At 70.3% G+C, this 22,443-nt stretch carries 18 protein-coding genes and 2 pseudogenes; 13 read left to right on the top strand and 7 right to left on the bottom strand.

Annotated elements, in window-relative coordinates:
- Positions 1 to 60: 60 nt before the first annotated feature.
- On the top strand, positions 61 to 495 hold the full coding sequence (locus M3Q35_RS10270) for a YybH family protein (protein ID WP_273941445.1): 435 nt from the start codon (positions 61 to 63) through the stop codon (positions 493 to 495).
- Here M3Q35_RS10270 and M3Q35_RS10275 read toward each other — a convergent pair.
- Entirely contained in the window at positions 485 to 1,990 is a 1,506-nt protein-coding gene (locus M3Q35_RS10275; RefSeq protein ID WP_273941446.1) for an FAD-dependent monooxygenase, read from the bottom strand. The genes M3Q35_RS10270 and M3Q35_RS10275 overlap by 11 nt on opposite strands.
- An 89-nt stretch (positions 1,991 to 2,079) precedes the next feature.
- On the opposite strand from M3Q35_RS10275, the gene M3Q35_RS10280 reads away from it, so the two are divergent.
- The 3 genes from M3Q35_RS10280 to M3Q35_RS10290 all read left to right on the top strand — a co-directional run bounded on the left by M3Q35_RS10280 (position 2,080) and on the right by M3Q35_RS10290 (position 4,782).
- Positions 2,080 to 2,889: a TrmH family RNA methyltransferase gene (locus M3Q35_RS10280; protein ID WP_273941447.1), complete on the top strand. Its 810-nt coding sequence runs from the start codon at positions 2,080 to 2,082 to the stop codon at positions 2,887 to 2,889.
- A 67-nt stretch (positions 2,890 to 2,956) separates the two neighbouring features.
- Positions 2,957 to 3,958 (top strand): LuxR C-terminal-related transcriptional regulator, encoded by a 1,002-nt coding sequence (locus tag M3Q35_RS10285; RefSeq protein WP_273941448.1) that lies wholly within the window; start codon positions 2,957 to 2,959, stop codon positions 3,956 to 3,958.
- A 158-nt stretch (positions 3,959 to 4,116) separates the two neighbouring features.
- Positions 4,117 to 4,782 carry a L,D-transpeptidase family protein gene (locus tag M3Q35_RS10290; protein ID WP_273941449.1) on the top strand — a complete coding sequence of 222 codons (666 nt, stop codon included), beginning with the start codon at positions 4,117 to 4,119 and terminating at the stop codon, positions 4,780 to 4,782.
- 1 nt (position 4,783) lies between these two features.
- Here M3Q35_RS10290 and M3Q35_RS10295 read toward each other — a convergent pair.
- Together M3Q35_RS10295 and M3Q35_RS10300 are read right to left on the bottom strand one after the other, a co-directional pair.
- Positions 4,784 to 6,066 (bottom strand): annotated as a pseudogene (locus M3Q35_RS10295) (M20/M25/M40 family metallo-hydrolase).
- A 6-nt stretch (positions 6,067 to 6,072) separates the two neighbouring features.
- Positions 6,073 to 6,900 carry a M55 family metallopeptidase gene (locus tag M3Q35_RS10300; protein WP_273941450.1) on the bottom strand — a complete coding sequence of 276 codons (828 nt, stop codon included), beginning with the start codon at positions 6,898 to 6,900 and terminating at the stop codon, positions 6,073 to 6,075.
- Between the two features lie 104 nt (positions 6,901 to 7,004).
- Between M3Q35_RS10300 and M3Q35_RS10305 the strand changes: the two genes are divergently transcribed.
- The 4 genes and pseudogenes from M3Q35_RS10305 to M3Q35_RS48815 all read left to right on the top strand — a co-directional run.
- Positions 7,005 to 8,795 carry an ABC transporter substrate-binding protein gene (locus tag M3Q35_RS10305; RefSeq protein WP_273941451.1) on the top strand — a complete coding sequence of 597 codons (1,791 nt, stop codon included), beginning with the start codon at positions 7,005 to 7,007 and terminating at the stop codon, positions 8,793 to 8,795.
- Between the two features lie 3 nt (positions 8,796 to 8,798).
- Positions 8,799 to 9,818 carry an ABC transporter permease gene (locus M3Q35_RS10310; RefSeq protein WP_379794060.1) on the top strand — a complete coding sequence of 340 codons (1,020 nt, stop codon included), beginning with the start codon at positions 8,799 to 8,801 and terminating at the stop codon, positions 9,816 to 9,818.
- Entirely contained in the window at positions 9,815 to 10,699 is an 885-nt protein-coding gene (locus M3Q35_RS10315) for an ABC transporter permease (protein ID WP_273941452.1), read from the top strand. The genes M3Q35_RS10310 and M3Q35_RS10315 overlap by 4 nt, the downstream gene beginning before the upstream one ends.
- Positions 10,699 to 12,443: pseudogene (locus M3Q35_RS48815) on the top strand (dipeptide ABC transporter ATP-binding protein); the annotation flags it as partial. The gene M3Q35_RS10315 and the pseudogene M3Q35_RS48815, both read left to right, overlap by 1 nt.
- 218 nt (positions 12,444 to 12,661) lie before the next feature.
- Here M3Q35_RS48815 and M3Q35_RS10330 read toward each other — a convergent pair.
- Both M3Q35_RS10330 and map read right to left on the bottom strand, forming a co-directional pair.
- Entirely contained in the window at positions 12,662 to 12,916 is a 255-nt protein-coding gene (locus tag M3Q35_RS10330) for a hypothetical protein (RefSeq protein WP_273941454.1), read from the bottom strand.
- 92 nt (positions 12,917 to 13,008) lie between these two features.
- Positions 13,009 to 13,776, bottom strand: a complete 768-nt coding sequence (gene map / locus M3Q35_RS10335; protein ID WP_273944301.1) for a type I methionyl aminopeptidase — start codon at positions 13,774 to 13,776, stop codon at positions 13,009 to 13,011.
- A gap of 77 nt (positions 13,777 to 13,853) precedes the next feature.
- Between map and M3Q35_RS10340 the strand changes: the two genes are divergently transcribed.
- Both M3Q35_RS10340 and M3Q35_RS10345 read left to right on the top strand, forming a co-directional pair.
- Positions 13,854 to 14,120, top strand: coding sequence for a helix-turn-helix domain-containing protein (locus M3Q35_RS10340; RefSeq protein WP_273941455.1), 267 nt, complete (start codon positions 13,854 to 13,856; stop codon positions 14,118 to 14,120).
- A gap of 138 nt (positions 14,121 to 14,258) precedes the next feature.
- On the top strand, positions 14,259 to 14,600 hold the full coding sequence (locus tag M3Q35_RS10345) for a hypothetical protein (protein WP_273941456.1): 342 nt from the start codon (positions 14,259 to 14,261) through the stop codon (positions 14,598 to 14,600).
- A 44-nt stretch (positions 14,601 to 14,644) separates the two neighbouring features.
- On the opposite strand, the gene M3Q35_RS10350 is transcribed toward M3Q35_RS10345, so the two are convergent.
- Both M3Q35_RS10350 and M3Q35_RS10355 read right to left on the bottom strand, forming a co-directional pair.
- The gene (locus tag M3Q35_RS10350) at positions 14,645 to 17,776 is read right to left on the bottom strand and encodes an amidohydrolase family protein (protein ID WP_273941457.1); all 3,132 of its coding nucleotides are present in this window, start codon (positions 17,774 to 17,776) and stop codon (positions 14,645 to 14,647) included.
- Between the two features lie 99 nt (positions 17,777 to 17,875).
- Positions 17,876 to 18,841, bottom strand: coding sequence for a helix-turn-helix transcriptional regulator (locus M3Q35_RS10355; protein ID WP_337960630.1), 966 nt, complete (start codon positions 18,839 to 18,841; stop codon positions 17,876 to 17,878).
- A 62-nt stretch (positions 18,842 to 18,903) separates the two neighbouring features.
- Between M3Q35_RS10355 and M3Q35_RS10360 the strand changes: the two genes are divergently transcribed.
- The 3 genes from M3Q35_RS10360 (at position 18,904) to M3Q35_RS10370 (ending at position 22,356) form a co-directional block, all read left to right on the top strand.
- Positions 18,904 to 19,965, top strand: a complete 1,062-nt coding sequence (locus M3Q35_RS10360) for a winged helix DNA-binding domain-containing protein (protein ID WP_273941459.1) — start codon at positions 18,904 to 18,906, stop codon at positions 19,963 to 19,965.
- 60 nt (positions 19,966 to 20,025) lie between these two features.
- The gene (locus M3Q35_RS10365) at positions 20,026 to 20,910 is read left to right on the top strand and encodes a class I SAM-dependent methyltransferase (RefSeq protein WP_273941460.1); all 885 of its coding nucleotides are present in this window, start codon (positions 20,026 to 20,028) and stop codon (positions 20,908 to 20,910) included.
- 582 nt (positions 20,911 to 21,492) lie between these two features.
- A complete protein-coding gene (locus M3Q35_RS10370) occupies positions 21,493 to 22,356 on the top strand; it encodes a universal stress protein (protein WP_273941461.1) in 864 nt (287 codons plus the stop codon).
- Positions 22,357 to 22,443 lie beyond the last annotated feature (87 nt).

The raw sequence follows: 22,443 nt of genomic DNA on the forward strand, positions 1-22,443 counted from the left end.
GGTGTCGAAAAGTAGCGAGCGGCTTCGACACCGGCCCGACCGAGCGGAAGGGACACAGTCATGAGCAGCAGCGACGAGATCCGAGACCTGATCATTGCGGCCGAGGCGGCGATGAAGGACGGCGATGCGCAGCGGTTGATCGACCGCTACACGGCCGACGTGGTCAAGTTCGACCTGGCCCCGCCGCTGGGCCGCCGCGGCGACGCCGCCCGGGACGTGCCGGGCCAGCTGGCCTGGTTCGCCACCTTCGACGGCCCGGTGGACTACCGGATCACCGAGCTGGAGATCGAGGTCGGCGGCGATCTGGCCTTCGCCCACTCGCTCAACCGCCTGTCGGCCACCCCGAAGGGCATGGACTTCGCCTTCGAGCTGTGGTTCCGCGCCACCTACGGCCTGCGGCGGACGGCCGAGGGCTGGCGCATCGCCCACGAGCACACGTCCACGCCGTTCTACATGGACGGCTCGCTGCGCGCGGCCACCGACCTCAAGCCGTAGGGGAGCCGAACCAGCGGGTCAGCGCCTCGGCCAGCCCGGCCGACGACGTCCCGGCCCAGGCGACGAAGCCGTCGGGGCGGATGAGCAGCGCGGGGTGGTCGGGATGGGCGCCGGCGACGACGTCCACCCGATCCCGCCACCCAGCCGCGACCTCGCCGACGCCGGCCAGGTCGAGCAGCACCGGCCGGCCGGTCCGCAGCAGCTCCGCCAGCCGCACCACCCCAGCGGTGGTGGTCACCGACAGCTCCGGCATGAGCCGCCCGACCAGCGGATCGTCGGCCTGCTCGTAGCGGATGTCGTTGCCGGACATGGTGTTCGCGATGTGCCCGATATTGTCCGGCGAGGCCAGCAGCTCCCCGAACAGGGTGCGCAGGGCGGTGACCTTCGTGCCCGGGGCGAGCAGCGCCGACTGGGCCTGGGTCTGCATCGCCACCCGCTCGGCCACCGGATACCGCTCCGAGTGGTAGGTGTCGAGCAGCCCGTCCGGGGCCCAGCCGTGGATCGCGGCCCCGAGCTTCCACGCCAGATTGGTGACGTCCTGCAGGCCCGCGTTCAGCCCCGGCGCACCAATGCCGGCATGCACGTGGGCGGCGTCTCCGGCCAGGAAGACCCGGTCGTCACGGAACCGCCCGGCGATCCGCGTGTTGTTGCCGCTGAGCCGGCGCAGCAGCGGCGTCCGGTCCAGCATCGGCGGCTCCAGCGGCACGTCCACCCCGAGCACCCGCTTCACGCTGGCCCGCAGCTCGTCCAACGTCATGGGCCCAGGGTCATCCAGCGCTGTGTCGTCGGGCGCCCCGCCCCATTCCATGGTGTTCACGGTGACGGCGTCCTCGAACCGCGCCCAGATGAACACCCCGGTCTCGGTGCGGTGGAACATGAACGCCGGGATGTCGCCGTGGCCGGGCACCGGCAGCGCCATGGCCGCCGCGGTCGGCAGGCTGACATTGGCCGACCGGCTGACCACGTCGTCGTCGGTCACGCCCGGGAAGTCGATGCCGGCCAGCTTGCGCACCGTGCTCCGGCCGCCGTCACAGCCCACCAGGAACCGGGCGGTGAACTGGCCGGCGTCGGTCTCCACCGCGATGTAAGACCCATGGTCGGTGAAGCCTGTTACATCGACGCCACGACGGATCTCCGCGCCGAGTCCGACGGCGTGCTCCTCCAGGATCGCCTCCAGCCGCCGCTGCGGGATCTGGATCGCGTACATCGGGTTCTCGGGTAGTTCCCGCAGGTCAAGGCGCATGCCGCCGTAGGTGAAGAACGGTGTGGCGGCCGGTGGGGCGGGCCAGCCGGCGAGCTTCTCGTAGAGGCCGCGGGCGTCGAGGAGCCGCGCGACCACGCCCATCAGGCCGTTGGCCTTGGGCGCGGTCGCCCGTTCCGGCAAGCGTTCCAGCACCAGCGGCCGCACCCCGGCCAGCCGCAGCTCGGCGGCCAGCATCAGCCCGTTCGGTCCGGCGCCGGCGATCACCACATCGAAGTCCGTGTCGAGGTCCATGCCACCCACGCTACAGAAACTTGCGCGTCACGCAAAGATGCGGGGCGCGCAAATTGGTGACCCGGGACTGTTGTGCCAGGGTTGCCGGCGTGACTGATCTGCGGGTGACGACCCGCAACGCCCGGTTCCAGCAGTGGGAGGCGTTGCTCGGCAACCGGACCAAAAGGCAGCGCACCGGCGAGTTCCTGGTGCACGGCGTCCGACCCATCACGCTGGCCGTCGAGCACGGCTGGCCCCTGGCGGCGCTGCTCTACCCGGCCGGCCGGCGGCTGTCCAAGTGGGCCGAGGAGCTGCTGGACACCACCACCGCCACCCGGGTGTCCATGGCCCCCGAACTGCTGGCCGAGCTGGGGGAGAAGGACGCCGACGACGCGCCGGAACTGATCGCCGTTGCCGAGCTGCCGCCCGACGACCTCGACCGCATCCCGGTGCCCGACGACTTCCTCGGCGTCGTGTTCGACCGGCCGACCAGCCCCGGCAACATCGGCACGGTCATCCGCTCGGCCGACGCCTTCGGCGCGCACGGCGTGATCGTCGCCGGGCACGCCGCCGACATCTACGACCCCCGCACGGTCCGGGCCAGCACCGGCTCGTTCTTCGCGCTGCCGGTGGTCCGCGCCGACGCTGCCGCAACTGTTATCGAATGGATTCGGTCCCAACCCGTAACGGTCCGCATCGTGGGCACCGATGAGCACGGCACAGCGGTTGTCGACCGGCACGAGCTCACCGGCCCGACACTGCTGGTGGTCGGGAACGAGACCGCGGGCATGAGCAACGCATGGCGCGCGGCCTGCGACGACGTGCTGAGCATCCCCATCGGAGGGGCGGCCAGTTCGCTCAACGCGGCGAACGCGGCGTCCATTGTTCTCTATGAGGTAGCACGACAGCGCAGACTGTGATGTATCTGCGGGCCCTCTCCATTCATCTTGGTTTACATTGGGTGTTCACCATGGGGAGGTCGAGAAGGTGGACGACGAGACGAGGCCGGCCGAACGCAGCACGGGGGCTGCTCGGAACCAGGTGCTGCGGGGCCGGCTCAGCCGGGCGACCGAACTGGCGGCGCGCGCGGTGGCCGCCGCCCAACACATCGGCGGCGCGGGTCTTGGGGAGGACCTGCCCGCCGCGCTCGCGGTCCAGGCCTGGGCCGCGGCCTGGCGGGGCGACTCGCAGCTGGCCGACCAGGCGTCGGCCCGCGTGATGAGTCAGCTGGACGCCAACTGGGCCCGTCGACTGCTGGTGGAGCTGCTGGGGTCGCGGCTGCACCTGGGAGACGTCGACGGCTGCCAGCGCCTGGCCACGCTGGCCGGCGTGGACACCGACCCGGGCCGCGTCGCGCCGGTGCTGCGGCCGTGGGTCTGCGAATCGATGGTCAACCTGGAGCTCACCCGCAGCCGGCCGGCCCGCGCCGCGCTGTGGGCCGAGCACGCCGCCGAGTCGTCCTCGCCGGCGATGTGGGGGCACACCGCGGTCATGCACCTGGCCAACGGCCAGGTCGCGCTGGCCCGCAACGACCTCCAGGTGGCGCAGTTACGGGCCGGCCGGGCCGCCGAGGCGTTCACCGAGGCCGGCATGCCCGGCTACGCGGCCCGGTCGCACGCCGTGGTCGGCGCCGCGCTGATCGGCATGGGGGAGCGGGACTCGGCGCTGCGGGAGCTGAGCGTGGCCCGACGGCTGGCCGAGAGCTGCGGGGCACGGGCGCTGGCCGCCGAACTGGTCGACACCCAGCTCAGCCTGTCGGTGCGGCGCGCGCCGCAGGTCCGCAGCATGGACACGCTGACCGTGCGCGAGCACGAGGTCGCCGAGCTGGCCGTGCGTGGGCTGACCAACCGGCAGATCGCCGAGAAGCTGGTGGTCAGCGTGAAGACCGTGGAGGGCCACCTGTCCCGCGTGTTCACCAAGCTGGGGGTGCCCTGCCGGACCGCGCTGGCCGCGCCGCTGCGCAAGATGGACGCCGAACTGGTGCACTGAGAATCTGTTCTGGGGTTGCCGTTTCCGCACGGGACCGGCGTGTGGTTCCGTGCGGAAATAACCTGATCCGTGGGAATTCGGTGAACTGTCACCATCGTTGGTGATCTTGCTCTACGATCGCGCCGACCACGCTGTCCCGCGATCCAGGAGAACATCCGATGCCCAACCGTGTCGTCACGGCGCTGGCGGCCACGGCCGTGCTGCTCGCCACCGCCGCTGCCCCCGCGACCGCGTCCACGCTGCCCCTGACCTACCAGGGCAGCGCCGGCCAGGTCATCACGGTGATCGCCGACAGCCCCACCGCCACCACCGCGGTGCTGACCGCGTGGGAACGCCACGGCTCGAAGTGGCGCGCCGTGCACGGCCCCGTGACCGCCAACGTCGGCTCGCAGGGCATCGGGCAGGCCAGCGAGACGACGTCCAAGACCCCGGCCGGCGTGTGGACGCTGACCGAGGCGTTCGGCATCCAGGCCAACGACGGCACCCGGCTGCCCTACCGCCAGGTCGGCACCTCCGACTGGTGGGTGTCGGACACGACCTCGCCGCTCTACAACACCTACTACCACTGCGACCCCGGGACGTGCCCGTTCAACGAGGGCGCCGGCGAGGACCTGGGCAAGGCCGGCCCGGTCTACGACCACGCCGTGGTCATCGACTACAACCGCACCCCGGTCGTGCCCGGCGCCGGCTCCGCGTTCTTCCTGCACGTCTCGGCGGGCAAGCCGACCGCGGGCTGCGTGTCCATCCCGGCCGACGACCTCAAGGCGGTCATGGCCTGGCTCGACCCGGCCCAGCACCCGGTGATCGACATCGCCGTCAAGTAGGTCAGCACATCGTGAGGAACCGGTCGAGGACCTTCACCCCGAAGTGCAGGCCCTCGACCGGCACCCGCTCGTTGACGCCGTGGGCCATGGCCCGGTAGTCGAAGCCTTCGGGCACCCACAGGGGGTGAAGCCATAGCCGGGGATCCCCAGCCGGGCGAACGCCTTCGCGTCGGTGCCGCCGCCAAGGCAGTACGGCACGACCACGGCCGCCGGATCGGCCCAGCGCAGGGCGTCGGCGATCGCGTCGAACCATGGCGAGTCCACCGGCGCCTGCACCCCCGGCTGCGGGTTGAGCACCTCACGCCGCACGTGCGGGCCGATCAGCTCGTCCACCGTGGCCAGCAGCTCTTCCTCGCCGCCCGGCAGCACCCGGGTGTCGATCAGGGCTTCCGCGGAGCTGGGGATGACGTTGACCTTGTAGCCGGCATTCAGCGCCGTCGGCGTGGTGCTGTTGCGGATCGTCGACTCCACCAGCGAGGCCGCGCCGCCAAGCCGTGCGACGGTACCGTCCACATCGGACAGATCAACCTGCACGCCCAGCGCCGCCCCGACCTGCTCGATGTAGGCCTGCACCGACGGGATCAGCCGCACCGGCCAGCGGTGCTCGGCCAGCCGCTGCACCGCCTGCACCAGGCGGATCACCGCGTTCTCGTCGTTGCGCCGCGAACCGTGACCGGCCCGGCCGCGGGCGGTCAGCCGCAGGTGCGAGGAGCCGCGCTCGGCCGTGCCGACCGGGTAGAAGTGGATGCCGTCCACCCGATGGGTGTGGCCGCCGGACTCCCCGATCGCCGCCGCGCAGTCCGCGAACAAGTGCGGGTGTTCGGAGACCAGCCAGTGCGCGCCGTAGTCGCCGGCGTCCTCCTCGTCGGCGACGAAGGCCAGCACCACGTCCCGCCGCGGCTTTCGCCCCGTGACGTGCCAGTCCGTGACCACGGTCAGCAGCTCGGCGACCATGTCCTTCATGTCCACCGCGCCCCGGCCCCACAGGTAGCCGTCGCGGATCTCCCCGGCGAACGGGTCCACGTCCCAGTCCGCCGCCTGCGCCGGCACCACGTCCAGATGGGCCTGCACCAACACCGGCGGCAGGGTCGAATCCGCGCCCTCGACCCGGGCGATCACGTTGGTGCGCCTGGGCTTGCGCTCCAGCAGCGTCGGCTCCACCCCGGCCGCCGCCAGCTGCGCGGCGACGAACTCCGCCGCCTCCCGCTCACCCTCGCTGTCGCCGCCGCCACGGTTGGTCGTGTCGAACCTGATCAGCTGGGCACACCGCTCGACGACGTCCATCCACCCTCACCCATAAACCTTTTCCACGGCACCACTGGCAATATTGGTCACGATCTTGAACGCCATCATCGCCTCGGTCATCGTCGGGGCGTCGTAGCCGACCCGCAACAGCGAGATCCGCTCCACGGTCGGGATGACGGCGGCGGCCGCGGCCAGGTGCGCGGCGTCGAAGGCGACCTCCATGTGGTGGCTGGAGACTACGGGCTCGACGCGGCCGGCGTGGGCCATGGCCAGCCGGGCCTGCTCCTCGATGATCCGGGACGAACGCGCCGGTGGCAGGCAGATTGCCGAGTACCGGCTGATGCACTCCTTCACCGCGGCCTGCCGCGCGCCGGGGGCGTATTCAAAGGCGTCCTCGCACGTCTTGTCGTCGCCCGTGACCAGCAGGACCGGCACGCCGTGCTCGGCGGCGACGGCGGCGTTGAGCCGGCCCTCGCCGGCCCGCACGCCGTCAAGCCACACGCCCGTGACCGAATTTCCCAGGTAGGTGTGCGACAAAACGCCTTCGGCGCCGGCCCCGGTGTGATATCCCAGGAACACCACACCGTCCACACCGGAGTCAATGCCCTGCATCATCGACAGCGGTTTGTGCTTGCCGGTCAGCATGCGGGCCCGCTCGTCGAGGTCCTCCAGCAGCAGGTTGCGCTGGGTGTCGTGGGCCTCGTTCACCAGCACGTCGTCGGCGCCGCCGTCGACGAGGCCGCGCACACAGGCGTTGACGTCGCCGTTGAACATCCGGCGGAACCGCTGCCACTGCTCGGTGCCGGGCTCGACGTCGGCCGGCCACGTGACTCCGGTCGCGCCTTCCATGTCGGCCGAGATGAGGATTCGCACGATCGGTACGTTACGGGTTGGCGGCCGTTGTCGACAATTGTTGACACGTTGCCTTACTGGGTGGTTACTTCTTGCCAAACATGGGGAAGGGGAGGTGCGCGGCTATGCGCATCAGACGGATCGGCATCGGCCTGATCGCCGCGGGGATGGCGGTGCTCAGTGCGCCCATCGTGGCCCAGGCGCAGGACACACCGCAGCCCAAGACCCTACGCGTGGCGGTCACCGGCACGATCGCGTCGATGAACCCGTTCATGGCCTACCACCTCGGCGACACCGAGATCGGGCGGGTGATGTACGCGTTCCTCACCTCCTACTCGCGTGACGACTTCAAGCCCGCCCCGGGCCTGGCCGACAAGTGGCAGGTGTCGGGCGACAACCTGACCTGGACCTACCACATCCGCTCGGGCGCCAAGTGGTCCGACGACCAGCCGATCACGGCCAAGGACGTCGCCTGGACCTTCAACAAGATCATGACGGACAAGACCGCGGCCACCGCCAACGGCAACTTCGTGGCCAACTTCGACACCGTCACCGCGCCCGACGACAGCACCGTCGTGATCAAGACCAAGAAGCCGCAGGCCACCATGCTGGCCCTGGACGTGCCGATCGTGCCCGAGCACGTCTGGTCCAAGGTCACCGACATCGGCAAGTACGACAACCTCCAGTACCCGGTGGTCGGCAGCGGCCCGTTCACGCTGACCAACTTCACCCAGGGCCAGTCCATCACGCTCAAGGCCAACCCGGACTACTACGGCGACAAGCCGGCCTACGACCAGCTCCAGTTCCGCCACTACGACAACGCCGACGCGGCCGTGCAGGGCCTCAAGAACGGCGACGTGGACGTGGTCAGCGGCCTCACCCCGGCCCAGTACACGGCGTTGCAGAGCACGCCCAACGTGACCACGGTCAAGGCCCGCCAGGGCCGGCAGAACGACCTGCTGATCAACTACCAGGCGCAGACCAACGACCGGCAGCCGGTCGGCGACGGCAACCCGGTGCTCAAGGACCCGAAGGTGCGACAGGCCATCGCCCGATCGGTGGACGTCAAGACCCTGGTGGACAAGGCCTACGGTGGCCTGGCCGAGCCCGGCAGCGGCTTCGTGCCGGCGGTGTTCGAGCAGTGGCACTGGACCCCGGACCCCTCCCAGGACCAGAAGTTCGACCTGGCCGCCGCGGGCAAGCTGCTCGACGAGGCCGGCTACCCCAAGGGCGCCGACGGTGTGCGCAGCGACAAGCAGGGCAAGCCGATCACGTTGCGGCTGCTCGTGGACAGCGGCATCCCGGCCCAGACCGCCGCGGCCAACTTCATCAAGGGCTGGCTCAACCAGGTCGGCCTCGGCGTGACCCTGCAGGCGCTCAGCTCGGACGCGCTGACCGACGCCGGCAGCACCGGCAAGTACGACCTCCAGATCAACGCCTGGACCGGCAACCCCGACCCGGACGCGCTGCTGTCCATCCAGACCTGCGGCAACCTGCCCGACGCACAGGGCAACGGCAACACCGAGAACTTCATGTGCGACGGGATGATCGACGACCTGTACAAGGCGCAGCTGTCCGAGATGGACCAGGCCAAGCGGGTCAAGGACGTCAAGGATCTCCAGGCCCGCCTGTACTCGCTGGACAGCTCCGTGGTGTTCGCCTACCCGAACTCGCTGGAGGCCTACCGCTCCGACCGCTGGGCCAGCTTCGGCCTCCAGCCCTCGCAGGGCGGCTCCATCACGCACCAGAACGGCTACTACGGCTACCTGCTGGCCAAGCCGGTCGACTCCGCGGCCGGCGGCGGCAGCAACACCACGCTGATCGTCGTGATCGTGGTGGTCGTCGTGGTGGTTCTCGGCGGCGGCGCGTTCCTGCTGTCGCGGCGGCGCAAGGCCGGCGCCGACGAGCGGGAGTAGCCCGTGACCTCACCGGCAACCGCGCCGGCACTGGCCGAGCCGAGCACGTCCGCACGCCGTGACAGCGGCGCGCGGTACGTGCTCGGCAAGGTCGGCGGCGCGGTGGTCAGCCTCTTTGTCATCGTGGTGCTCAGCTTCTTCCTGATCCGGGTGGTACCCGGCGACCCGATCCGGCTACTCACCCGCAACAGCTCGCTCGGCCCGGCCCAGGTGGCGCAGCTGCGTCACGACCTCGGCCTGGACAAGCCGCTGCCGGCGCAGTTCGTGGACTACCTGGTCGGCCTGCTGCACGGTGACCTCGGCACGTCGGCGAACTTCCAGCAGCCGGTGGCGCAGCTGATCATGCAACGCCTGGGGCCGACAGTGCTGCTGGTGGGCGCGGCCACCGTCATCTCCGTCCTGTTGGGACTGTGGCAGGGCACTCGGGCCGGCTGGCGGCGCGGCAGCCGCTTCGACCGGTTCTCGACGGGCTTCGCGCTGACGCTGTGGTCGGCGCCGACGTTCTGGCTGGGCATGATCCTGCTGTCGGTGGCCGGCACGTGGTTCCCGACCCAGGGCATCTCGGACCCGGACACGCCGCCGTCGTTCTTCCCCCAGGTGCTCGACGTGGCCCACCACCTCGTGCTGCCGTGCCTGACGCTGGTGGCCGTGCTGTACGCCCAGTACCTGCTGGTGATGCGTTCCTCGCTGCTGGAGGAGATGAACGCCGACTACCTCACGACCGCCCGGGCCAAGGGTCTGCGGGACGACCTGGTGCGCGGGCGGCACGCGGTGCCCAACGCGCTGCTGCCGACCGTGACGCTGATCTTCATCCAGCTCGGGTTCGTGGTCGGCGGCGCGGTCACCGTGGAGACGGTGTACTCGTGGCCGGGCCTCGGGTTGCTGCTCTACCAGGCGCTGGCCGACCACGACGGTGCCCTGTTGCAGGGGCTGCTGCTGGTGCTGGCCGGCGCGGTGCTGGTGATGAACCTGATCGGCGACCTGCTGCTGCATGTGATCGACCCGAGGGTGCGTGCCGCATGACCGCTTCCATTGCCTGGCAGCGCCGTCGGGCATCGCTCGGCCGGGTGTGGGCCCAGTTCCGCACCGACCGCGGCGGGCTGATCGGCCTGGCCGTGCTGACCGTGATCGTGCTGCTGGCGCTGCTCGCGCCGGTGATCAGCGACGCGTCCGGGCTGGACGTCACCAAGGCCACCGGCGGGCTGCTCAAGCCACCCGGCGACGGGTTCGTGCTCGGCACCGACGAGAGCGGCCGGTCGGTGCTGCTGTTGCTGCTGTGGGGTTCGCGGATCTCGCTGCTGGTCGGCCTGACCGCGACGCTGCTGTCGGTCGGCGTCGGCACCATCGTCGGTGTGCTGATGGCCCATTTCGGCGGCTGGGTGCAGGCCGTGCTGATGCGCGTGACGGACTTCTTCCTGGTGCTGCCGTCACTGGTGCTGGCGGCGGTGCTGTCGACCGTGCTGACGCCGGGCATCGGGTCGATCATCATCGCCATCGGCGCGACGGCGTGGCCGACGACCGCCCGGCTGGTGCGGTCGCAGACCTTGGCCGTGGAGTCGCGGCCGTACATCGAGCGGTCGTGGGCGCTGGGGGCAGGGCACCTGCACGTGATCGGCAAGCACGTGCTGCCGGCCGTCGCGCCGCTGGTGTTCGCCAACACGACGCTCAACGTGGCCAACTCGATCATCACCGAGTCCACGCTGTCGTTCCTCGGCCTCGGCGACCCGAATTCGCCGTCGTGGGGCCAGATGCTGCACAACGCCCTGCAAAGCGGCGCGGTCACCGCGCGGGCCTGGTGGTACCTGCTGCCGCCGGGCGTGGCGATCGGCGTGGTCGTGCTGGCGTTCATGATGTGCGGGCGGGCCCTTGAGGCCGTGCTCAACCCGCGGCTGAGGGAGCGGTGATGGGCGAGCCGTTGTTGGAACTGCGGTCCGCGACCGTTTCGTATCGGACTGCCGGTGGTCTCGTGCCGGCGGTGCGCGGGGTGGACCTGCGGATCGACGCCGGGCAGACGGTGGGGCTGGCCGGGGAGTCCGGCTGTGGGAAGTCCACGCTGGCCATGTCGGTGCTGCGGCTGCTGCCACGCAATGCCGTGCTCGGCGGGGAAGTGCTGTTGGGCGGGGAGAACGTCACCGATATGAGCTGGGGCCGGCTGCGGGCCGTGCGCTGGGCCGAGGCGTCGGTGGTGTTCCAGGGCGCGATGCACGCCTTGAACCCGGTGCAGCGCGTCGGTGACCAGATCGCTGAGCCGATTCGCTTGCACGGCAAGGGTTCTGGCGTCGAGCAGCGAGTCGGTGAGCTGCTCGAGCAGGTCGGTCTGCCGGCACGGCGGGCGCGGGCCTATCCGCACGAGCTGTCCGGCGGGCAGCGGCAGCGGGTGATGATCGCGATGGCGCTGGCCTGCTCGCCGGGGCTGATCATCGCCGACGAGCCGACCACGGCGCTGGACGTCATGGTCCAGGCTCAGGTGCTGGACCTGGTGAAGCGGTTGGTGGATGAACTGGACATCGGGTTGCTGATGATCAGCCACGACCTGTCGGTGCTGGGGTCCACCTGTCAGCGGCTGGCCGTGATGTATGCCGGACGGATCGTTGAGCAGGGGCCGGCGACTGAGGTGTTGCGTTCGCCGGCGCATCCGTACACGCGGGCGTTGGCCGCCGCGTTTCCGACCATCGGCGATCCTTCGTCTCGGATGGCGCCGCGTGGGTTGGCCGGTGATCCGCCGGATCCGGCGGCGTTGCCGTCGGGATGCCCGTTCCATCCGCGCTGTCCGTCGGTGATGCCTGAGTGCTCGGGGACCGATGTCCTGCTGCGTCCGGTTGCTGCTGACCGTACGTCCGCGTGCCTGTTGGAGGTTTCGCCGTGACGCTGCTTCGAGCCTCTGATGTCGCCGTGCATTTCGGTGGTGCGCGGGCCGTGGACGGTGTGCAGCTGGACATCCGGGCCGGCGAGATCATCGCGTTGGTGGGGGAGTCCGGCTGCGGCAAGACCACGTTGGCCCGGACCTTGTTGGGGTTGCAGAAGACCACGTCCGGGCAGGTGTTGTACGAGGGCAAGCCGTTGGCTTCGTCGACTCGGGGGCTGCGGGAGTACCGGCGACATGCCCAGCTCGTGCTTCAGGACCCGACCGGCGCGTTGAATCCCCGGCACAGCGTCTACGAGGCTGTCGCGGAGGGGCTTCGGATCCATCGGGTGCCGGGCGACGAGCGGGAGATCGTGGCTTCGGCGTTGTCCCGTGCGGGGTTGAGGCCGCCCGAGCGGTTCTTCGGGTTGGTGCCGCATGAGCTGTCCGGCGGTCAGCGGCAGCGGGTCGTCATCGCGGGCGCGTTGGCGTTGGATCCGAGCGTGCTCATCGCCGATGAGCCCGTCGCGTCACTGGACGCTTCGGTGCGCGGCGAGATCTTGGCTCTGTTGCTGCGGTTGCGTGACGAGCTGGGGTTGGCGGCGTTGGTGGTCACCCATGATCTCGGGCTGGCGTGGAACATCGCCGACCGGGTCGCGGTGATGTATCTGGGGCGGATTGTGGAGAGCGGGCCGGTGGAGGAGGTCCTCACCGCACCGCGGCATCCCTACACCCAGGCGCTGCTGTCCGTGCTTCCCGAGTCGTCCACCCCGCCCATGGTGCTCGCCGGCGAGACCCCCGACCCCAGCCGAGTTCCCGCCGGCTGTCGTTTCCATCCCCGGTGCCCCCTGCTTGCCGCCGGGCTGCCCGAGGATGTGGCTCAGCGCTGCCGCACCGTCGATCTGGCCGTTGTGGACGGCGCTGAGCCCGGGGTGGCGTGTCACGCGGTGGAGGTCGGCGTACGGCAGTGAGCCGCAGTTCCGCGGGTGCGCCGTCTTCGTCTGAGGCGCCGGACTCGACGACGTCAGAGCTGGACGCCCGGCGGGGCCTGCTGGATCGGATGGGGGACGACTTCCGTCGACTCGACCTGCCAGCCGCCGCCCTCGATGCCCATGCGGACCGCCTCGGCCCACAGCTTCTCGACGTCGAGGCGGTACCGGCCGTCTTCGTCGGGCTCGGGCAACATCACCTCGGCCGTCACCGGCACGCTGACGTACGCCTCTTCCAGGACGGTACGGCGCAGGCGCATGGAGATCGAATAGCTCGGTGGCGTGGTCATGACCGGAGACTAGTGCGGCGTGCCACGAAAATGTGCTAGCCGAAGGGGTTGTCGGGGTGCAGACCAGTCGTTCACCCGAGCATTGTGGACGGTCAGGGCAGCAGGGTCAGCACCTGCGGACCGTTCTCGGTGATGGCGATGGTGTGCTCGGAGTGGGCGGTCCGCGAGCCGTCGGCCGATCGGATGGTCCATCCGTCCGGGTCGAAGGCGATGCGGTCGGTGGTGGCGGCGAACCAGGGCTCGAGGGCGAGGGTCATGCCGGCACGGAGCCTGAGGCCACGGCCGGCGCGGCCGCGGTTGGGGATGTGAGGCTCCTCGTGCATGGTGCGGCCGAGGCCATGGCCGCCGAACTCGGTGTTGACGGGATAACCGAAGCTCTCCGCCACAGCCCCGATGGCGGCGGAGATGTCGCCGAGGCGGTTGTCGGGCACGGCGGCGGCGATGCCGGCGACGAGGGCTTCCTCGGTGGCGCGGATGAGACGCAGGTCGGCCTCCGCCGGGGTGCCGACGATGATGGTGCGCGCCGAGTCGGCGACCCAACCGTCGATGCCGACGGCGATGTCCATGGTGAGCACGTCGCCGTCGCGCAGCACGTAGTCATGCGGCAGCCCGTGCAGCACGGCGTCGTTGACCGACAGGCAGATCACGTTGCGGAACGGCCCGTTGCCGAAGGAGGGGGCATAGTCCCAGTAGCACGACACGGCCCCGCGCTCGCGGATCATCGCCCGGGTGTGGTGCTCCAGGTCCATCAGGTTCACGCCGGGCTCCGCGATCTTGGCCAGCTCGGCCAGCACGGTGGCGATGAAGCCGCCGGTCACCCGCATCCGCTCGATCTCAGCCGCGGACTTCAACTCGATCACGATCACCCCTCGGTACGGTATTTGTATACCGACTCTAGCCCTTGCCGGTATACAAATACCAGCCCTATCCTGGACACGTGGTCCGCAACCCTCTCACCCCGGAACAGCTCGAGGCCGGCCGCCGCCTCGGCCAGCGGTTGCGCGCCGCCCGCGGCGACCGCCCCCTGGTCGAGATCGCGCTGACCGCCGGCATCTCGCCGGAGACCCTGCGCAAGATCGAGACCGGCCGGCTGCCCACCCCGGCCTTCGGCACCATCGCCTGCCTGAGCGAGGCGCTCGACCTGCCGGTCCAGGACCTCGCCGACGCCTGGACGGCCGCGCTGCGGCTGCGCAGCGCCTCCTGAGGCAGACCCCCAAGCCCGGGATGTTCACCTTCTGTTGACCAGTGCCGATCGTCCGAGGCTGAACAACGACGGCCCGGGTAGGAACGGTGGTGCGCCGCATCGGGTGAGCGGCGAGCAGCCACGGAAGGAAACACCGAAGTGATCAACCGTTTTGGCACGACCATCGCCGGCGCCGCGGCGGCCGCGGTCCTGATCGGCGTGTGCGCGGTCCCGGCCCAGGCCGCGCCGCCGACCGGGTTCTGGTCCAGCACCTGCCAGGACGGGCGGGCCTGCATCTCGGACGCCACCACCGACCCGAGCTGGTGGAACGCCAACGGCTGCGGTTTCCAGCCGCTGGCCATCTGGGCCTGGCGCGGCCAGGCTCACGGCAACAGGTTCCGGGTCACCTACCAGGACGGCCGTTGGGACGAGGTCCAGCCGTGGACCACGCGCTCGCTGGACGGGACCAACCCGACCAGGAGCGTGTTCGTGTACTGCTGACGGCGTCGGGGTGTCGGTCACGACCGACACCCCGACGAGGCCGTTCAGCCGGCGCAGCAGGCGTGGGCGCTGTGCGTCACGTAGTGCTCGTCGTGCCACCAGAAGCCGGCGTTGGCCGGATGGTCGGGCACGGGGGCGACGACCCGGTTGGCGGCGATGCCCGCCGCAGTCCCGGTGAACGGCTTGAGCAGATCGTCCACGGTGAACAGTCGGCCGTTGCTGACCACGGACCGAACATTCGCCGCCTGCTTGATGTCCGTCAGCGGGTCACCGCCCACAATGGACAGATCGGCGTACATGCCAGGGGCGATACGGCCCAGCGGCTCGCCGAGCAGGTCGCCGGCGTTGCGGGTGGCGGTGACCAGCGCCTCGAACGGGGTCAGCCCGTACTTGACCATGGCCCGCAGGTTCATGTGCGTGCTGACGGCCGTGTGGTCGATCGGCGAGTCGGTGCCGGTGACGATGCGCCCGCCGCCCCGGACCATGGCGGCGATCTGGGCGACCTGCTTGGCCAGATCGGTGAGGTTGGCGGTCTGGTCGGTGGTGGCGGCCCCCTGCGCCGAAGCGACCAGAGACGCGTACTCCCAGCTGGGGTACAACGTCTTGACGCGACGGTCGTCGACCAGGCTCCGATCCTCGCCGAGCAGCGCCCCGGACAGGAACAGCGTCGGCGTGCGACCGGCGCCGGTCTGGTTGAACAGGTCGATGACGTCCTGGTAGCCGGCACCGAGAGCGGTGATGGTCCGCGAATACCCGAATCGGTTGGTGGCCCCGATGTGCTCGACCCCGTCGCCGCCGAAGGCCAAAGCGGGGAAGTGGTAGTGCGAAGTGGCCAGCACGCCGCGGTCGTGCGCCCACCGGATGACCTGCTTCTGCCACTCCGGCCGCAGCCGCACGTAGCACTTCATCAGGTCGTAGTCGAGCGCGGCCGCCCGCTCCAACTCCAGGGCCAGTTGGTCCGTGGAGTAGGTGGGACGCATGAAGTTGTAGAAGATCCGCGACCCGTCGATGGCCTCGCCGGTGGCGAAGTAGCGCGGCCCGACGCGCTTGCCGGACTGGATGGACTCCCGCTCCTCGACCATGTGGTACGCCGGACTACCGGGCGACCGCGTCGTCGTGATGCCCAACGACAACCACAGCCGGCCCTGCCGCGCGCCGTAGCTGTAGCCCTGCATCTCCCGGTGGTTGTGGATGTCCACGATGCCGGGCATCACCACGCCGTCACGGGCGTCGATCACCTGCCCGTCCACGCCGGGACCGCTGGGCCGCACGGCCTTCACGCGATGCCCCTCGACGATGACGTCCACATCGGACTGCAAGGTCGGGCTCTGTCCGTCCCACAACTTTCCGGCCCGAATGACCAGACGGCCACGCGGGCTGGTGTTGGTCCAGCTCAACCCGACCGGCACGGTCCGAACCCCGGCACCATCGACGCCGATCAGCCGCAGTCGGCCGTTGTTGAGGTACAGCAGGTGTCGTGAGTCGCCGTGCCAGGTCGGCGCGTCGGTGACCTCGTCGTTGATCGCCACCGGCGTGCCGGCGAACGTGCCGTCCGGGTGCACGTCGACCACGTGCAGCCGACTGCCGACGACAAACGCCATCTTGCTGCCGTCCGGCGACCACACCGGACCGTCGTCGCCACGGGTCTGTAGCGAGCGGTCAGGCAGCGGATCGACGTAGCGGGCCGCGCCGGTGACCCGGTTGACCAGCAGGATCTTGCTCAGGCCCTCGCGATAGCGGGTCGAGTACGGCACGATCGCGGCCAACGCGATCACGGTCCCGTCGGGCGACCACGTCGGCCGGCCGGGCTCGAACGTCGCGGTGAACACCTTCTGCACCGCGCCGGTCGCGACCTCGACCGTGTACAGCGCCCCGGTCTGGTCAAGGAACGCCAGGAACTTGCCGTCACGCGACCAGGACCCGGACACCGCCGCCGCGTTGGGCAGATTGGTCAACTGCCGCTCGACACCAGAACTCAGGTCACGCAGCCAGATGTCGAGCTTGCCGGCCCGGTCGGTGGAGTACGACAGGTAGCGCCCGTCCGGCGACCACGCCGGATCCGACTTCCAGTAATCTCCGCGCGTTAACGGGTCACGGGTCAGTGGCTGCGGCGACCCGCCGACCGTCATGGTGTAGATGTCGTTCAACGCCCGGAACGCGACCTTCGTGCCGTCCGGCGAGAGCACCGGGCTGCCGATGCCGACCACCGGCTTGGGCCGCGGCGAGTCGAAGTCCCGGCGGCGCTTGGTGTACCGGGCCGGCTGTACCTCGACCGGCGCGGTGAACGCGACCTCGGACGCCGGCCCGCCGGACAGCGACCGGCGGCGCAGCGCGCCGTCGGAGGCGTACAGGAAGTCGTTGCCACGCCAGGAAACCCGGAACGGGTACGCCTCCTCGCCGGTGACCAGCGGCTTCCCCGACAGGTAGAGCTCGGAGGCGGCTGCCGCGTTGGGCGGCGCGGCCGCGGTGACGAGGTTGTAGACGAGATCCTTGCCGTCGGGCGTGAACGTCGGCCCGTGGATCTGCTGCGTCGCCGCCGCGGTCAGAGCCGTGCTGCGGCTGCCGTCGGCGACCGTGACGACGTCGATACGGCTGGCAGCCGCGACGAAAGCCACCCGGGCACCGTCCGGCGACCACGCCGGCTCGTACTCCTCGATCGGCGTGTCGGTCAGCTGCGTGATCTTGTTCGTGGCCAGGTCGAGAAGGTGAATGCCGTAGCTGCCACCGAGATCGGAGGAGAACACCACCGTGCGGCCGTCCGGGGAGAACCGCGGCTCCCGGTGGTCGAACGGGCCCTCGGTGAGCTTGCGGAGCCCGGAGCCGTCCCGGTCGACGGTCCAGATGTTGAAGTTGCCGTCCCGATAGGCCTGGAACACCAGGCGCCGGCCGTCCGGCGACCAGTCCGGCTGCGCGATGTCCATCAGGTCGTCGGTGATGCGCCGGGCCGCGCCGCCGCCCGCCGGCACCAGCCACAGCACACCTAAGAGGTCCATGGCGATCGTGGTGCCGTCGGGGGAGTACTGCCCGGCGACGTTGGTGCCCTGACGGATCGCCAGCGGTGTGCCGGCGCGATCCGGTGCGGCAGCCACGGACGGCGGGCTCCCCAGCTCGACCCCGGTCAGCGCCACCGCGCCGGCCACACCGGCCAGGAATTCCCGCCTGTTGACAGCGGACATGACGTCCCCACCCCCACGTGAGCCGTTTTCCGCCAGGCTAGGGGGAAAATCCCGGCGGCGACCAAGAAACCGACTCGAAGTCGGGAATCCCCGACCTGATCAACCCTCGGCGTGCCGGGCCACCGCGCGCTCCAGCCGCCCGATGTGCGCCCGCAGGTGCTCGACCAGCTCGGGCGGCTCCAGCACCTCGAACTCGAAGCCGAACATGCTGACGAACACCGCCATCCCGGTCAGCGAATCCGCGCCCGCGCGCAGCAGACAGCTGTTCTCGTCGACCTGCTCCAGCCGGCCGGACGTGGGCGTGACCCGCTCCGCGACCCGGTCGATCGGCGCGTGGATGAGGAACGTGCCCTCGAACTTGTAGGCCCGCCCGGTCACGCCCTTGGACACAAAAGTTGCCGCGTCGGCCGGCGGCGTGCGGGGCTGGAACCGAGGACCGGTCGGCGTCTTGAGCTCGGCCCGGTCCAGCCGGAACGTCCGCCAGTCGCCCCGATCCACGTCCCAGGCCAGCACGTACCAGCGCCGCCCGATGTTGACCAGGCTGTGCGGCTCGACCTGACGCCGGCTGGCCGCGCCGTCGTGCGAGCGGTAGTCGAAGCGCAGCCGCATGTGCTCCCGGCAGGCGCCGGCCACCTGCGCCAACACCTCGGCGTCCACACTCGGCCCGTACGTCGAGGTGTGCACCACCACCGCCTGCAACGCCGACACCCGGTGCCGCAGCCGCGACGGCAGCATGTGCTCCAGCTTCGTCAACGCCCGGATCGACGTCTCCTCGATGCCGGTGACGCTGCCGGCGGCCGCGGTGCGCAGGCTGATCGCCACCGCGACGGCCTCCTCGTCGTCCAGCAGCAGCGGCGGCAGCGACGCCCCGACGCCCAGCCGGTAGCCGCCGGCGACGCCGGGGGAGGCGTCGACCGGGTAGCCGAGGTTGCGCAGCCGGTCGACATCACGCCGCACGGTGCGCACGTCCACCTCGAGGCGGGTCGCCAGCTCGGCGCCCGACCAGTCCTGACGAGCCTGCAGCAGCGACAACAGGCGCAGCAGCCGGGCGGAGGTCTCCAACACGGTCACCAGTCTGCCACCCATTGCGGACAGCTCCTGTCCGCAACACTGCCTAGGCTGTCGCCATGACCGTGCTGACCCGCCGAGCCCTCAACCGGGCGCTGCTGCACCGGCAACTGCTGCTGCGGCGTTGGAAGCTCACCCCGGCCAAGGCGATCGAGCGGCTGATCGGTCTCCAGGCGCAGGCCACGAACCCGCCGTACGTGGCCTTGTGGACGCGGCTCGACGGCTTCCGGCGCGAGCAGCTGACCCGCCTGCTGACCGACCGCAAGGTGGTACGCCTGGCGCTGATGCGCTCGACCCTGCACATGGTCACGGCCGATGACTGCCTCGCGCTGCGGCCCGTGCTGCAACCGATGCTGGAAGCCGCCTACACGCGCAGCGTGTACGGCCGGGAGAACCTCGATCTGGACAAGATCGCCAAGCTCGCCCGCGAGCTCGTCGAGGCCGAGCCGCTGACCAACGCCGATCTCGGGCGGGCACTGGCCGAGCGGTGGCCGGGCAAGGACGTCACCGCGTTGCTGCACGCCGTGCGTACCACGCTGGCCATCGTGCAGCTGCCGCCGCGCGGGCTGTGGGGCGTCGGCGGGCAGCCCACCGGCACCACCGCCGAGGCGTGGCTGGGCCGGCCGTTCAACCCGACCAGCACGGACGAACTCGTGCGCCGCTACCTCGCCGCGTTCGGGCCGGCCAGTGTCGCCGACGCGCAGCAGTGGTCCGGGCTGACCCGGCTGCGCGAGGTCTTCGACCGGTTGGCGCTCAAGACGTTCACCGATGAGAACGGTGTTCAGCTGTATGACCTGCCCGACGCGCGCCGCCCGCACCCGGACACCCCGGCGCCGGTGCGCTTCCTGCCGGAGTTCGACAACACGCTGCTCTCCCACGCCGACCGCGCCCGGATCCTCGCCCCCGAGCACAAGCCGCACGTGTTCACCAACAACGGCCTGATTCGCGGCACGGTCCTGGTCGACGGCTTCGTTGCCGCCACGTGGAAGCTCAGGCCCGACGCGCTCACCGTCACGCCATTGTGGGCCCTGCCCGACGAGGTCGAACAGGAGGCGCACCGGCTGGCCGCCTTTGCCGACGCCGACGTGCCCATCCGGTTTGTTGCCGAACCAGCAACGTAGTTTGCCAACGGGCTCGCGGTTGCCGCACGGTGTACGACAGAGACACCGAGAGGGGACGCGATGAGCCAGGGACACGGCCACGGTCACGGGCACGGCCATGCCGACGCGGACTACGACTGGGCCGCGCTGGGCGAGATGCTGGAGCGCAACGCCGAGGTGCACCGGGACTTCCTGGACCAGGCGATGGACTGGCTGCGGGTGCAGGTCGACGAGCCGGCCCGGGTGATCGACGTCGGCAGCGGTCCCGGTGTCGCGGCCTGCGCGCTGGCCGAGACCTTCGGTGACGCCGAGGTGGTGGCGGCCGACCGCGCCCCGGAGTTGTTGGCGCTGGCGGCAAAGCGGGCCGCACGGCTGGGGATCGAGCTCACCACGCTCCAGGCCGACCTGCCCGAGGCGTTCGGCGAACTGGGCCCGGCCGACGTGATCTGGACCAGCGGCGTGATGCACCACATCGGCGACCAGCAGGCGGCGCTCGACGAACTCGGCGCGCTGCTGCGGCCCGGCGGCGTGCTGGCGGTCGTGGAGGGCGGGCTGCCGATGCGCTTCCTGCCGCGCGACATCGGCTTCGGCCGTCCGGGCCTGCAGTCGCGGCTGGAGGCGGCCAACGACGAGTGGTTCAGCGACATGCGCGCCGGCCTGCCGGGCTCGACGCGGACGGTGGAGGACTGGCCGGCGATGCTGGCCAAGGCCGGCCTGATGCCCAGCGCCAGCCGCACCTTCCTGCTCGACCTGCCGGCCCCGCTGGACACCGAGCCGCGGCTGCTGCTGCGGGACATGCTTGTGCGGCGACGGGAAATGCTCGGCGACCGGATCGATGCAGACGACCACGCGACCATCGACCGGCTGGTCCACGACGACGACCGGGACAGCCTGCTGTGGCGGCCGGACGCCTTCGTGCTGAGCGCACGGACCGTCCACTCGGCCCGGCGGCTCGGACCGGCCTGATCAACTGCACATTGCATAATGCGGGCGCTGAATCGTTTACGTGGCCCCGATCACATTTGTTTCCGGACGGGAAGCAAATGGTTTCTGACAACGTTGACCGCTAATTGCGACCGGAGTGCGCCGGACGGGTTTCCCGTCCGGCGCACTCGCATGTGGGCGGAACACAGGACGTGACCGCCAGCTCGGACAACGTCGAGTCCCAAGAGGACCCTCGCGCTGCCGGAACGCCCGGTCGGCCGGAGTTAGGCTTCGCGCCACCGGTTTCCAGGCAGAGGGGGATCCGCTGGTGGGACGAGCACTTCCTCGACACTACGAGCAGCACACCGGGGCCGTACGGGTGACGCGGAGGCGTGAGTCCACCGTCACGGCGGCCCGACCGGGGCCACGGCGGACCTGTGCCGCCGGGGACAAAACCCGTGTTCGGACCGTTCGCCCCGGTCCGTCCACTGCGGACATACGGGCGTACACGATCGCCAGAGTTAAATGCTTCGTAACGTCTGGCCACTGGAATTGGTCATGAGAACAGGCCAAGGTAGAGACATCCCGGGAGAGATCGCCGTCATCGGCGCCAGGAGGATGGTCATGGCGCAAGCGCACGCCGCCGCAACGCTCAACGCACCTGTCGTCACCAGAACCACACTCGTCACCGCGGTAGCCGCGCCCGTCGTGACCAAACGAATAGCGGTCGGCACCGACGGCTCCTACTGGGGCGACGCCGCGCTGGGCTGGGCCGCCCGGCACGCGCTGGTCACCGGGGCCGAGCTCGAGGTACACCAGGCCGACCGGCGCTATGTCGACATCCCTGACGACATTCCCAACGACGCCGGCATCGGCTCCACGCTGCGCAGCATGCCGATGCTGCCGGTGCGGATCCGCCGCAGCGGACCGGACCCGGTCGGCACGCTCGTCGGCGCCAGCGCCGACGCCGACCTCATCGTGCTCGGCTGCCGCGGTCACCACCACGGCACGCTCGGCGTGGGCCGCAGCGTCGTCCCGATCGTCACCCGCGCCCGCTGCGACACCGTCGTGGTCCGCGGCGTGCCGTCCGGACTCAACGGCCGCACCCGCTGGATCACCGCCATGGTTCGCGGCAGCAGCGAGGACATCGGGGTGCTGGCCAAGGTGGCGAAGCTGGCCACCTCGTTGCAGTCCAAGGTCCGCGTCGTGCACGTGACGCCGCCGGCCGGGCCGCGCTGGCTGCCCGAGCAGCTGAGCTCGGCGACCGTGCTGGAGCGGGCCGCCGCGCAGCTGGCCAAGCTGGCCCCGAAGTTCACCCCCGATCTGCGCTCGTTCGCCTGCCAGCCGCCGGAGGCCGCCGTCGCCTGCCCGGACACCGACCTGCTGGTGGTCGGCGACACCCGTCTCACTGATCGAGACCGCCTTGATCCCATGACCAAAGCGGCCCTGTACCATTCCCGTTCGCCCGTGCTGGTGGTGCGTAACTGAACCAATCCAACTCGGCCCCTGGCGATCAACGCGGTCGGGGTGCAGAGTGTGTCAGGTAATCCAGTACGTGCGAGATTCCCTGTGCCG

The organism is Kutzneria chonburiensis (genome assembly GCF_028622115.1).
Lineage (GTDB): Bacteria > Actinomycetota > Actinomycetes > Mycobacteriales > Pseudonocardiaceae > Kutzneria > Kutzneria chonburiensis.

Excerpts from the sequence above, each read along its gene's own strand:
- M3Q35_RS10360 (WP_273941459.1), top strand. The coding sequence starts at position 18,904 with ATGACCGTGCTGACCCGCCGAGCCCTCAACCGGGCGCTGCTGCACCGG.
- M3Q35_RS10290 (WP_273941449.1), top strand. The coding sequence starts at position 4,117 with ATGCCCAACCGTGTCGTCACGGCGCTGGCGGCCACGGCCGTGCTGCTC.
- M3Q35_RS10315 (WP_273941452.1), top strand. The coding sequence starts at position 9,815 with ATGACCGCTTCCATTGCCTGGCAGCGCCGTCGGGCATCGCTCGGCCGG.
- M3Q35_RS10270 (WP_273941445.1), top strand. The coding sequence starts at position 61 with ATGAGCAGCAGCGACGAGATCCGAGACCTGATCATTGCGGCCGAGGCG.
- M3Q35_RS10370 (WP_273941461.1), top strand. The coding sequence starts at position 21,493 with ATGGCGCAAGCGCACGCCGCCGCAACGCTCAACGCACCTGTCGTCACC.
- M3Q35_RS10305 (WP_273941451.1), top strand. The coding sequence starts at position 7,005 with ATGCGCATCAGACGGATCGGCATCGGCCTGATCGCCGCGGGGATGGCG.
- M3Q35_RS10350 (WP_273941457.1), bottom strand. The coding sequence starts at position 17,776 with ATGTCCGCTGTCAACAGGCGGGAATTCCTGGCCGGTGTGGCCGGCGCG.
- M3Q35_RS10365 (WP_273941460.1), top strand. The coding sequence starts at position 20,026 with ATGAGCCAGGGACACGGCCACGGTCACGGGCACGGCCATGCCGACGCG.
- M3Q35_RS10275 (WP_273941446.1), bottom strand. The coding sequence starts at position 1,990 with ATGGACCTCGACACGGACTTCGATGTGGTGATCGCCGGCGCCGGACCG.
- M3Q35_RS10330 (WP_273941454.1), bottom strand. The coding sequence starts at position 12,916 with ATGACCACGCCACCGAGCTATTCGATCTCCATGCGCCTGCGCCGTACC.